The 11951-nt window shown below is 73.8% G+C and carries 10 protein-coding genes; 6 read left to right on the top strand and 4 right to left on the bottom strand.

All coding sequences use genetic code 11. The annotated features are described in order from the left end of the window. Positions 1 to 18 precede the first annotated feature (18 nt). Genes AB0I11_RS31225 through AB0I11_RS31235 form a run of 3 tightly spaced genes read left to right on the top strand, consistent with a single transcriptional unit; the run spans position 19 to position 3993 of the window. A complete protein-coding gene (locus AB0I11_RS31225; RefSeq protein ID WP_357328829.1) occupies positions 19 to 1143 on the top strand; it encodes a Vms1/Ankzf1 family peptidyl-tRNA hydrolase in 1125 nt (374 codons plus the stop codon). Continuing rightward, positions 1136 to 2893 (top strand): thiamine pyrophosphate-binding protein, encoded by a 1758-nt coding sequence (locus AB0I11_RS31230; protein WP_357328832.1) that lies wholly within the window; start codon positions 1136 to 1138, stop codon positions 2891 to 2893. Before AB0I11_RS31225 ends, AB0I11_RS31230 begins: the two co-directional genes overlap by 8 nt. 50 nt (positions 2894 to 2943) lie before the next feature. Beyond that, complete coding sequence (locus AB0I11_RS31235) at positions 2944 to 3993, top strand: iron-containing redox enzyme family protein (RefSeq protein ID WP_357328835.1); 1050 nt, start codon at positions 2944 to 2946, stop codon at positions 3991 to 3993. A gap of 10 nt (positions 3994 to 4003) precedes the next feature. Here the strand turns inward: AB0I11_RS31235 and AB0I11_RS31240 are convergent, their stop codons facing one another. Beyond that, positions 4004 to 4228, bottom strand: a complete 225-nt coding sequence (locus AB0I11_RS31240; protein WP_357328838.1) for a CDGSH iron-sulfur domain-containing protein — start codon at positions 4226 to 4228, stop codon at positions 4004 to 4006. 228 nt (positions 4229 to 4456) lie between these two features. Between AB0I11_RS31240 and AB0I11_RS31245 the strand changes: the two genes are divergently transcribed. Further along, positions 4457 to 5869 (top strand): hypothetical protein, encoded by a 1413-nt coding sequence (locus AB0I11_RS31245; RefSeq protein ID WP_357328841.1) that lies wholly within the window; start codon positions 4457 to 4459, stop codon positions 5867 to 5869. A 233-nt stretch (positions 5870 to 6102) separates the two neighbouring features. Further along, complete coding sequence (locus tag AB0I11_RS31250) at positions 6103 to 7239, top strand: SigB/SigF/SigG family RNA polymerase sigma factor (RefSeq protein ID WP_357328844.1); 1137 nt, start codon at positions 6103 to 6105, stop codon at positions 7237 to 7239. Between the two features lie 133 nt (positions 7240 to 7372). On the opposite strand, the gene ctaD is transcribed toward AB0I11_RS31250, so the two are convergent. From ctaD to AB0I11_RS31265, 3 genes are all read right to left on the bottom strand, one after another. Then, positions 7373 to 9376: a cytochrome c oxidase subunit I gene (gene ctaD, locus AB0I11_RS31255; protein ID WP_357328847.1), complete on the bottom strand. Its 2004-nt coding sequence runs from the start codon at positions 9374 to 9376 to the stop codon at positions 7373 to 7375. An 88-nt stretch (positions 9377 to 9464) separates the two neighbouring features. After that, positions 9465 to 10196 carry an ATP-binding protein gene (locus AB0I11_RS31260; RefSeq protein WP_357328850.1) on the bottom strand — a complete coding sequence of 244 codons (732 nt, stop codon included), beginning with the start codon at positions 10194 to 10196 and terminating at the stop codon, positions 9465 to 9467. 91 nt (positions 10197 to 10287) lie between these two features. Continuing rightward, on the bottom strand, positions 10288 to 10752 hold the full coding sequence (locus AB0I11_RS31265) for a DUF4383 domain-containing protein (RefSeq protein WP_357328852.1): 465 nt from the start codon (positions 10750 to 10752) through the stop codon (positions 10288 to 10290). Positions 10753 to 10906: 154 nt separating this feature from the next. Here AB0I11_RS31265 and AB0I11_RS31270 point away from each other — a divergent pair, with 154 nt between their 5' ends. Further along, positions 10907 to 11800: a DUF1963 domain-containing protein gene (locus tag AB0I11_RS31270; protein ID WP_357328855.1), complete on the top strand. Its 894-nt coding sequence runs from the start codon at positions 10907 to 10909 to the stop codon at positions 11798 to 11800. Positions 11801 to 11951 lie beyond the last annotated feature (151 nt).

Genomic DNA, 11951 nt, shown 5'->3' on the forward strand with positions numbered 1-11951 from the left:
GCTGGAAAGGGGTCGAGCATGCAGCTGTCCTTCCTGCGCCCGCTCTACGACCGTCCCGGGCCGTGGTGCTCGGTGTACATGGACGCCTCCCGGGACACCCACGACTCGCGTCCGCAGGTCGACCTGCGCTGGCGGGCCCTCAAGGGGGACCTGTTGGCGCAGGGCGCCGACCAGGTGACCGTCGAGGCGGTCGAGGAGGTCGTCCGCCGGCACCAGCCGATGCCCGGCGACTACGGCATCGCCGTGTTCGCCACCCGCGGGCGGGTGGTGCTGACCGAGTACCTCTCCGCGCCGCCCCTGCGGGACCTGGCCTCCTGGTCCGCGCTGCCACACACCATGCCGCTGGTCGCCCAGCGGGGCGAGCAGATCGCCTGGGTGCGGGTGCTGGCCGACCGTACCGGGGCGGACGCGGTCGCGGTCAGCGCCGGCGGGGTGCCCCGGCGGGCCACCGTGCAGGGGCGGGAGAGCTGGCAGCTGCGCCGGGTGCAGCCGGGTGGCTGGTCCCAGTCGCGCTACCAGCGCGCCGCCATGGAGGCCTGGCACCACAACGCCGGCGACGCCGCGGCGGCCACCGCCGAACTGGCCGACCGGGTCGGCGCGGACGTGGTGGTGGTGGCCGGGGACATCCGGGCCACCGGCATGATCGCCGCCCAGCTGCCGGAGCGCTGGCAGGACATCCTGGTCCGCACCGACGCCGGGGCCCGCAACGCCGGCGCCGACGACACCATGGTGGACGACCTCACCGTGCAGACCATCGCGGAGGTCGCCGACCAGCGGATCGCCGCCGCGCTGGACCGGTTCGGCATGCAGGAGGACGTCGGCGCCGGCCTGGCCGCGGTGGTCTCCGCGCTGCAACGCAACCAGGTGGACACGATGCTGATCGTCGACGACGCGTCGGCCGACGGCGAACTCTGGGTCGGTCCCGACCCGACCGAGATCGCCACCGACCCGGCCCAGCTGCGGGACATGTCGGTGCGCGACCCGCAGAAGGTGCGCGCCGACGCGGCGCTGCTGCGTGCGCTGGTCGGCACCGACGCCGAGCTGACCGTGCTGGCGCCGGAGGAGGCGCCGGAACTCACCGACGGGGTCGGCGCGGTGCTGCGCTACGTCGACGCCAGCACCCCGGGGCGGGGCAATGGCTGATCGTACGGTGGCGGACCTGGTCGTCGAGCGGCTGCGCGCCTGGCACGTGCCGCGCGCGTTCGGCTACCCGGGTGCGGCGATCGCCCCCCTGGTGGCCGCGCTCGACGCGGCCGGCGGCGACCCGGAGTTCGTGCCGGCCCGGCACGAGGAGACCGCCGCGTTCATGGCCACCGGGCACGCGAAGTTCACCGGCGAGATCGGGGTCTGCCTGGCCACCCAGGGGCCGAGCGCGGTGCACCTGCTCAACGGCCTCTACGACGCGAAGCTGGACAGCAAGCCGGTGGTGGCGATCGTCGGCGAGGACGTCACCGGGCCGCTCGGCGGCGCACACGAGGAGATCGGGCTGAGCCGACTCTTCGGCGACGTGTGCCACCAGTTCGTCCGGTACGGGCGTACCCCCGACCAGGTGCCGGCCCTGCTCGACCAGGCGTTCCGGACGGCGGCCGCGACCCGCAGCCCGACCTGCGTGGTGCTGCCGCACGCGTTGCAGCTCGCGGCGGTGCCGGATCTGCTGCCGCAGACCGCCGGCGTGGTCTCGGCCACGCCCGGCGAGCCGCTGGCCCGGGTGCTGCCGCACGACGGCGACCTGGACGCCGCCGCCTCGCTGCTGATCACCGGTCAGCGGCTGGCGATCCTGGTCGGCCAGGGCGCGCAGCACGCCGCGGACGAGATCGTCGAGCTGGCCGACCGGCTCGGCGCCGGGGTGGCCACCTCACTGCTGGGCAAGCCGGTGCTGGACGAACGGCTGCCGTTCCACACCGGCGTGCTCGGTGAGGTCGGCACGACGGCCGCCGCCCAGCTGATGGGGGGCTGCGACACCCTGCTGCTGGTCGGCACGACCGACCCGTGGACCGACTGGTACCCGCTGCCGGGCCAGGTCCGGACCATCCAGATCGACATCGACGGCCGGCGCATCGGCACCCGCTACCCGGTGGACGTCGCGCTGGTGGGCGACGCCGCCGAGACCCTGCGGGCCCTGCTGGGCCGGGTGCGTGAGCGGCCCCAGCAGCAGTGGCGGGGCGTGGTGGAGAGCGCGGTGGACCGGTGGCGGGAGGCCGCCGCCGAGCGGGCCGCCGCGCCGGCCGACCCGGTCAACCCGCAGCTGGTGCTGCGGGAGCTGTCCGCCCGGATGCCGGAGCGGGCCGCGCTCGCCGTCGACGTCGGCTCGGTCATCTACTGGTACGCCCGGCACCTGCAACTGCCGCCCGGCGTCCGCGCGCAGCTCTGCGGCACGCTGGGCTCGATGGGCTGCGCCCTGCCGTACGCGGTGGCGGCGAAGCTGGCCCGCCCGGACGAGCCGGTGGTGGCGCTGCTCGGCGACGGCGCGATGCAGCTCAACGGCCTGGCCGAGCTGATCACGGTGGCGCACCACTGGCCCGAGTGGCGGGACCCGCGCCTGGTGGTGCTGGTGCTGAACAACCGGGACCAGTCGGGCACGGGCGGCGGGCGGCAGCCCGGCCGGCCGTCCCGGCGCCCCGACGTGCCGTACGCCGGCTGGGCCCGGCTGCTCGGTCTGCACGGGGTCCGGGTGGACCGCCCCGAACTGGTCGGCCCGGCCTGGGACGAGGTGCTGGCGGCGGACCGGCCGAGCGTGCTGGAAGCGGTGGTCGACCCGGCGGTGCCGCTGGACCCGCCCGAGCCGGCCCTGGCCGACCTGCGTGGCCTCTTCGCCGACGGCGACGCCGCCCGCCGGGTGCGGGAGCGGGTGCTGCAGACCCAGGTGACCGTGGAGGCGGACGACCTCGTTTAGCCGGACCGGGGCCGGGCATGAGGTCCGCACCCACCGTCCCGGGAGGTCAGATGTCCGCAGCCGCCGATCGTCGGTTCGGTCCCGCGCCGCTGCCCGCGCCCCGCGGCCCGGTGTCGGCGGCGCTGCTCGCCGCGCTGCGGCAGGCGCCGCACGACCTGCCGGCCGGCCTCGGCGCCGGGTTCGCGTCGGTGGCCGACCCGATCGGGGACGAGGACCTCCAGCTCACCCTCTTCCTCTGCTACGAGCTGCACTACCGGGGCTGGCAGCAGGTCGACGAGGCGTGGGAGTGGCAGCCGTCCCTGCTGGCGTTGCGGGCCCGCGCCGAGCGCCCGTTCGAGGTGGCGCTGCGCCAGGTGGCCGGTGCGCCGCCGGCGCCGCTGCCCGCGGCCCTGCCGGCGGCGCTCGTCGAGCTGGTGGCCGCCGACGACGGTCCGGCACTGGCCGGCGCGCTGCAGCGCCGGGCGAGCCTCGACCAGTTCCGCGAGTTCGTCGTGCACCGCTCGGTCTATCACCTGCGCGAGGCGGATCCGCACAGTTGGGCGCTGCCCCGCCTCGGCGGCCCGGCCAAGGCCGCCCTGGTCGAGATCCAGATGGACGAGTACGGCAACGGCCGGCTGGACCGGATGCACGCCGAGTTGTTCCGGACCACCATGGCGTGCCTCGGCCTGGACACCGGGTACGGCGCCCACCTGGACCGGGTGCCGGCGGTGACCCTGGCGACCAACAACCTGATGTCGCTGTTCGGCCTGCACCGGCGGCTGCGCGGCGCGCTCCTCGGGCACCTGGCCGCCTTCGAGATGACCTCCTCGCTGCCGAACCGCCGCTACGGCAACGGGCTGCGCCGGCTCGGGCTGGACGAGACGGCCACCCGCTTCTACGACGAGCACGTCGAGGCCGACGCGGTGCACGAGCAGATCGCCGCGTACGACCTCTGTGGCGGTCTGGTCCGGGCGGAGCCGGCGCTGGCCGGTGACGTCCTGTTCGGCGCCGCCGCGGCGCTCGCCGTCGACCGCCGCTTCGCCGCCCACCTGCTGGATGCCTGGGCGGCCGGGCGGTCCGCGCTGCGCGCGCCGGCCGGCGCGGAGCCGGTCGCCGCCTGAGCCGCCCGGCTCAGGCGTCCCGGCCGGTGCCGGCGCGGAAGTCGACGGCCTTGTGGGTGCCGTCGCAGAACGGTTTGCGGGCCGACCGGCCGCAGCGGCACAGCGCGATGGTGCCCCGGCGCGTCTCGATGGCCTCGCCGTCGGGGGTGAGCAGAGCGAAGTCGCCGCGCACCAGCAACGGACCGTCCTGATACGGGGTGATCGTCGCCGCCGGGCTGATCTCGTCGTCGGGCATGCGCGCTGAAGTGCCCGTACCGGTACCGCCGAAACCCGGCCGGGCCCTCCCGTTGCGTCCCTGGACGGCCCGGCACGGCGACTCGACGTGGCTGGGCCCGGTGCGAGGTCAGGGGCCTCGCCGACGGACACCCGGGGATTGGTCCGGCCCGTGGGGGGATGCCCGTTTAGACCCCATAGGGACGGGAAGCCGGGGCGCGTGGTGAGCGAACGAGGCACGGTGGGGTCGGTGCCGAAGGGGCCCCTGGGACGGTCGACCGGCGGGGCGGGTCTGGCCGGCGACCGGGTGCTGGCCGCCGGCAGCACGACCCGGATCCTGCTCGGCGCGACCGTGCGTGGCCTGCGCGGCGACGACTGCGCCGACCTCGGCCCCGCCGTCGGGTTCGCCCGCTTCTCCGGCGCACCCGAACCGGTCCGCCGGGCCGCCGCCGCGCGGGCCGCCGGCCGGCTCGCGCTGACCCCGGCCCAGGTCGCCGAGGTGGACGCCGAGCGGGTCGCCGGCTGGGCCGCCGAGCAGTACCCGGCCCGCCGGTGGCCGGGCGCGGTGCTGGGCGCCGCGCACGGCGCGGCCGCGCACCTCGCCGTCGCGCTCGGCGTGCCGTGGCTGCCGGCCGCCTTCGAGACGACGGTGTCCTGGTCCGGCGGCACGGTGGACCGGCCCTGGGCCGCGCTGGACCACGGCGCCGCCCTGGCCGGCCGGCTGCTCGCCGGGAACCCCGAGGTGCACGTACGCCAGGTGCACTGCCCGGCCAGCCGGGGCGCGGCGGCCGGGGCCACGGTGACCCTCGCGGTGCGGTGGCGGTCGCTGCCCGGCGCGTACGCCCGGTTCCTCGCCGACCGGCTGGAGCCCGGCGCCCCGGTGCTGCTGCTCGACGACGGCCGCACCTGGCCGGTGCGGGACGAGGGGAACGGCCACAGCTTCCAGGTGGGCTCCCCGGCCAGCGGCCTCGACCCGGTCGACTTCCACCCCGACGCGCACGCGCTGCGGCAGGTGCTCCGCTCGGCCGGCGGCGACGGGGCGCGGTGGGAGCCGCCGGACGTCACCTCGCCGCAGGCCTTCGCCGAGCACGGCGTCGAGTCCGGTTTCGCCCACGGCCTGGACTCCTGGGCCGGCCGGCACGGGCACCCGGTGCACCGGGTGCTCGCCCCGCAGCCGGACGCGCTCAGCGCGGCCACCGCCGACCTGTACCGGCAGTGGCTGCGCCGGGCCGGCAAGACCGGTGACCGCCTGGTGGTGGAGTGCGGGCGGCTGCTCGACCCGTGGCAGGTGATCCGGGCCGGCCTGGTGCCCTACTGGTGCGAGAACGCGACCCGGCGCCGGGTGGACGGGGTGGAGTACTGGCTCGCCGGCAGCGAGCCGTTCAGCTCCGTGGACGTGCTGCCCGAGCCGCCCGGGGTGCGCTCGCCGGCGCTGGCCGGGCTGCCGCAGTGGCTCGCCGTGGCCGGCTTCGGCCGGCGGCGCCGGGCGCTGGACCGGGGCGCCGCGCGGGGCTACCCGGTCGCCACCGTACCGACCCGGCGTGCCACGGAGGTGTTGCGCAACCAGCCGTACGACCTGCCGGTGGCGCCGCCGCTGGCGATGACCGAGGCGCTCGCGGCGCTGCGCGAGGCGGGCGCCGCCCAGGGACTGCTCGTCTCCTGAGCGGTCCCGCCACCAACACCCGCGAAACATCCTCGCGATCCTGCGGACCGTGATTGAGTACCTACGGAGCGGGAACACCGCTCGCTGCGAACGGCGCACGATGCCGGGTGGCGAGCCGCCGCCCGTTCCTGGCGTTCCGTCACGTAACCCACTTCCGGCCCGGTGCGTGGCCCGACCACGCGCACGACCGGTCTTCCCAATCCGGGCGGGGGACCTTCCTGAGGGAGGCGCGGATGTTCGGACAGACCACCACACCCACACCACCACCCACCGAGCGGGGCCTGGAGGACCTCGACGCGGCGGCGCTGGCGTACGCGGCACGGATCGAAGGGCTGCCGCCCGAGCGGCGCCAGGAGGCCCGCGACGACCTGGTCCGGTTCGCGCTCCCGTTCGCCGGCCGGCTGGCCCGGCGTTACCGGGGTCGCGGGGAACCGCTGGAGGACCTGGAGCAGGTGGCCCGCCTCGGCCTGGTCAACGCCGTCGACCGGTACGACCCGGAACGGGGCTCCTTCACCGCGTACGCGGCGATCACCATCGTCGGCGAGATCAAACGGCACTTCCGGGACCGCACCTGGGGGGTGCACGTGCCCCGCCGGCTGCGCGACCTGATCCTCGAGGTCGGCCAGGCCACGGCGGCGCTGACCAGCGAGCTGTCCCGGGCGCCCACGGTCGCCGAGCTGGCCGAACGGCTGGAGACGCCGGAGGAGGAGATCCTCGCGGCGCTGGAGTCGGCGGCCGGCTACAGCCCGGCCTCGCTGAACGCGCCGGTCGGTGGGGAGAGCTCGGCCGAGTTCGGTGACCTGGTCGGGGAGTCGGACAACGCCCTGGAGTCGGTCGACGACCGGGTGACCGTCGCCGGCCTGCTGCACCGGCTGCCCTGGCGGGAGCGGCGGATCCTGGCGATGCGCTTCTACGGCAACCAGACCCAGGCGGAGATCGCGGCCCGGTTCGGCATCTCCCAGATGCACGTGTCCCGGCTGCTGTCCCGGGCGCTCACCTGGCTGCGCCAGGCGATGCTCGCCGACGCGCCGCCGCCCTGGCAGAACGGGGCGGCCGAGACCGAGTCGGCCAAGTCGAGGATCTCGGTCAAGCAGAACGGCGACCGGGTGGTGGTCGAGGTCGGGGGAGAGGTCGACCGGGACGGCGCGGACCAGTTGCGCAAGGCGATGCTGGAGGCGGTCACCGGGCAGCCCCGCGAGGTGGTGGTCGACCTGGTCGGGGCTGGTGGCTTCGATGCCGGCGGGATCGCCGCGCTGATGGCCGGCCGGGACGCGGCCGCCCGGACCGGGGTGCCGTTGCGGCTCACCCGGGTCCAGCCCGCGGTACGCCGCTCGCTGGCCGCGGCCGGGCTGCCGCCCGCCGCCGACTGAGTTCACGGCGCCCTGCCGCAGGCGGCAGGGCGCCGGTCCGGCTGATGGACGGAAAGGGCCGGCGCCCGAGGGCGCCGGCCCTTTCCGCGGTGGTCCGGCGACGCCGGGCGCCGACCCTTCCCTGGTGGTCCGGTCAGTTCTCCGTGGTGTCGCCGTGCCCGCGGGGGTGTTCCCACCGGGGGTTGCCCGGCTCGTTGCGCTGCGGGCCCAACTGGGTCTGCTCCGGTTCGTCGGCCTCGTCGAAGCTGGGCCGCAGCACCTCCTCCGGCTCCGGCACGTCGACCGGCCGGGCGCCGGACTGCGGCGCGGGGGTGTACTCCGCGGCCTCGCGCGCGCCGTGCGCGCCCTCGGCGGACGGCGACTCCTTGGCCTTCGGCACGTGGTGCAGCTCCTGCGCCAGGTGCTGGGGTGGCTTGGTCGTCCGTTGTGGCAGGTCCCGGCCGAGGTCGCTGACCAGCGGGCCGTACTTGAGGTCGAACGCCGGGCGCTCGGAGCGGATCCGCGGCATCCGGTCGAAGTTGCGCAGCGGGGGCGGACAGGTGGTCGCCCACTCCAGGGAGTTGCCGAAGCCCCACGGGTCGTCCACGGTCACCTGCGCGCCGTACCGCCAGGACTTCCAGAGGTTGTAGATGAAGAACAGGGTGGACGCGCCGAGCACGAACGAGCCGATCGTGGAGATCTCATTCAGCGTGGTGAAGCCGTCGCCGGGCAGGTAGTCGGCGTACCGGCGGGGCATGCCCTCGTTGCCCAGCCAGTGCTGCACCAGGAAGGTGGCGTGGAAGCCGAGGAACATGGTCCAGAAGTGAATCTTGCCGAGCCGCTCGTCGAGCAGCCGGCCGGTCATCTTCGGGAACCAGAAGTAGATGCCGCCGAAGGCGGCGAAGACGATGGTGCCGAAGAGCACGTAGTGGAAGTGCGCCACCACGAAGTACGAGTCGGTGACCTGGAAGTCGGCGGGCGGGCTGGCCAGCAGCACCCCGGTGAGGCCACCGAGCAGGAAGGTGACCAGGAAGCCGACGGCGAAGAGCATCGGCGTCTCGAAGGTGATCTGCCCCTTCCACATGGTGCCGATCCAGTTGAAGAACTTCACCCCGGTCGGTACGGCGATCAGGTAGCTGAGGATGCTGAAGAAGGGCAGCAGCACCTGGCCGGTGGCGAACATGTGGTGCGCCCAGACGCTCATCGACAGCACGGTGATCGCGATGGTGGCGAGCACCAGACCGGTGTACCCGAAGATCGGCTTCCGGGAGAAGACCGGGATGATCTCGGTGATGATGCCGAAGAACGGCAGCGCGATGATGTAGACCTCGGGATGGCCGAAGAACCAGAACAGGTGTTGCCACAGCATCGGCCCGCCGGTGGTCGCGTCGTAGACGTGCGAGTGCAGGATCCGGTCCGAGGCGAGGGCGAAGAGCGCGGCGGCCAGCAGCGGGAAGACGAAGATCACCAGCACGCTGGTGAGCAGCAGGTTCCAGGTGAAGATCGGCATCCGGAACATGGTCATGCCGGGGGCGCGGAGGGTCAGGATCGTGGTGATCAGGTTGACCGCGCCGAGGATGGTGCCGAGACCGGAGATGGCCAGGCCCACCACCCACATGTTGCCGCCCACGCCCGGGCTGTGCTGGGCGGTGCTCAGCGGCGTGTACGCGGTCCAGCCGAAGTCCGCGGCGCCCTGCGGGGTGAAGAAGCCGGCCATGGCGATCAGTGCGCCGAAGAAGTACAGCCAGTAGGCGAACGCGTTGAGCCGCGGGAAGGCCACGTCCGGCGCGCCGATCTGCAACGGCACGATGTAGTTGCCGAAGCCGAACACCATGGGCGTCGCGAACAGCAGCAGCATGACGGTGCCGTGCATGGTGAACAGCTGGTTGTACTGCTCGGGGGAGAGGAACTGCATCCCGGGCCGGGCCAGTTCCCCCCGCAGCAGCATCGCCATGATGCCGCCCACGACGAAGTAGAAGAAGGAGGTCGCCAGGTAGAGCAGGCCGATCAGCTTCGCGTCGGTCGTACCCAGCAGCCGCCACAGGGTGCTGCCCTTGACCGCCTCCCGCACCGGACCGGGGTAACCCCCGAACCGGGCCGGCGCGAGGATCGCCGGCCCCCGGTCTCGTGCCGGCTCCGTGACTACCCGCTTGGGCATGGCTTCTCACCCCGTCGTGACGGCAGAAAGGACGGGCGCGCGTACCCGGCCCTCTGCCTATAAAACCAGGCGAGAGCGGAAAATTCGGTCAGTTCGCCGGTAGCATCGCCCAGACGACCTTGCCGGCCCCGGCGGGCGTGCTGCCCCAACGCTGGGTCAGCTCGCGTACCAGCATCAATCCCCGGCCGCCCTCCGCGCGGGGGTCGTGGTCGGCCGCCGCCCGCGCGGCGGCCGGGCTGCCGTCCATCACGGCGACCCGCAGGTACGGCTTGCGCAGGGTCAGCGTCACGTGCATCGGGGTGCCCGCGTGCCGCACCACGTTGCCGACCAGTTCGGTGAGCACCAGCGAGGCGGGACCGGCCAGCTCCGGGATGTTCCACCGCCCGCAGGCGTCGGTGACCAGCTCCCGGGCCCGCCGGCAGGCGCCGGTGACCGGTTCGAGGCGGGCCCGCAGCCGGGGAGCCACCCCGGCGCCGGCCAGGGCGCTCGCCGCGGCGCAGTCCGGCCGGACCGGCACCACCCGGCACGCGGTGCTCTCGGCGAGCCAGGCGGCGGCGTCCGGCGGCGGGGCGCAGAGCACCAGCGGCACCGCCGGCCAGTCGGCGGCCCGCCGGGCCGCCGCCGCGAAGACCGAGAGCGCCAGCGGGTCGGCGACGTCGAGCCGCCCCAGGTCCACCACGAGCGCGTCGGGCTGCGCGGTCAGGCACCCGTCCAGCACGGTGTGCACCGATCGCATGGTGGACAGGTCGAGTTCGCCGGCCAGCCGTACCACGGTGACCGGCGACTCGTCGCGGACCTCGTAGCTGATCCGGGTCGACATCGGGGCCCTCGTTTCGGTCTCTTCGGCGGGACCTGGAACGTACCCGCGTCCCGGCCGGGTGAAACCGGACCAGCCGGCGTTCCGCGCCCGGTCAGCGACGATTCGGGCCGCGGGTGGTGAGCAGCCCCAGGGCGATCATGCCGACCCCGAGGAAGAAGTGCAGCCAGTCGTCGGCGCCGTTGAGCGGGATGAAGTTCGCCCCGCTCTCGTGGTCGATCACCACGCCGTAGAGCCAGAGCACCAGGTAGATCGCGCCACCGGCGATGAGGTAGGCGCGCGCCCCGGAGATCGTCCGGGCCAGCAGCAGGCCGGCCACGCCGAACGCCAGGTGCACGACGTTGTGCAGCACGGACACCTGGAAGAGCCCGAGCAGCTTGGCGTCGGAGTTGTGCCCGGCCCAGGCCAGGTCGCCGAAGTTGCTGGTGATGCCGGGGACGAAGCCCAGCACCCCGATGATCAGGAAGAGCACGCCGACCGTCGCCGCGGCCCGGCGCACCGGTGCCCGGCCGTCGGCCGGGTTGCGTCGCCCCCGCGAGTGCGCCATCGCGTTCGTCATGCCGGCCTCCTCAGCTGCCCCGGACCGCGCGCGGATTCCCGGCACATCGGCGGGCAAACCGGGTCCTCGACGTTGAGCGGGGTCGGCTGCCGATGACCGGGCTGCCTCGACCCCCGACGCGCAGCCGGGTCGGGGCGGGCGCATCATGTGGGATGTGGATCATCAGGGGCGGTTTCGTCGTGCGGCGCTTGAGCTGGGCATCCCGGACGACGAGATCAGCGGGTTCAGCCAGCACCTCCGTTTGTCGATCGGGTTGTTCGGGGGCTCCGGTGATCGTCCGGTGGGGCAGTTCGGTGGGTTGCCCCGGCTGCCGGTGGGCATGGACTGGCCGGCCGCGGGGGACAGTCCGTTGCCGTTCGTCTTTTCCGTCGATTGCGGGGCGCTGCCGAGAGTCGACGGCTTCAACCTGCCGGCAGACGGGACGCTGCTCTTCTTCCTGGACCACGAGAAGGACCACGAGGACCAGACCGGGCGGTACGCGCGAGTCGTGTACGTGCGGGCCGGCACCGATACGGCGGTCGCGGAATCCCCCAACTCCGAGATCGTCGGCGAGCAGTACGACGTCAGCGCCACCCTCCGCGCCGAGCTGCCCCCCTGGTTCGGGTCGGACGAAGACGAAGACGAGGACGAGGACGAGGACGAGGACTGGGACGACCTGTCGCCCTTCCAGCAGCAGGTGGCCCGTGGCCTGGAGCGTGATGTACCGCACCTGGACGAGCTCCGTGCGCTGGCCGACGAGCTCTGGCCTGACGAAGGTCTCGCCAGCGCCCGCATCGGCGGGTATGCCGACGATGAGGTGATCAAGAGCATCGCGGAGCAGATCCTCGCGGGGCGCGAGAAGGCCGGCGAGATCGTCATCCCGGTGGCGAAATGGTATTCCCATGTGGAGGAGGAGAAGCACCGGCTGACGAGCGAGTGGATGTCGCTCGCCCGCTTCTCCGTGGACTGGGCGGGCGCGTTTTACTCGGTGAGTTTTGTGATCCGCCACGACGACCTGGCCGCCGCTCGGGTGGACAAGGCGCTTCCCGTGACCGAGTTCAGCGATTAGCACACCGAGCCCTTTCCGGGCCGGCGGGGTGGGAGCTTCGCGTGCTCGTCCCCCCGGGCTCAGCCTGAATCCACCGATGGTTGGTGGTGTGGCTCTTTGGACGCGTGAGTATTGGTTGATGTTGATTGGTTGGGGTGTTGGGCAGGTCGGG

It is taken from the genome of Micromonospora sp. NPDC050495 (assembly GCF_040655175.1).
Taxonomy (GTDB): Bacteria; Actinomycetota; Actinomycetes; order Mycobacteriales; family Micromonosporaceae; genus Micromonospora.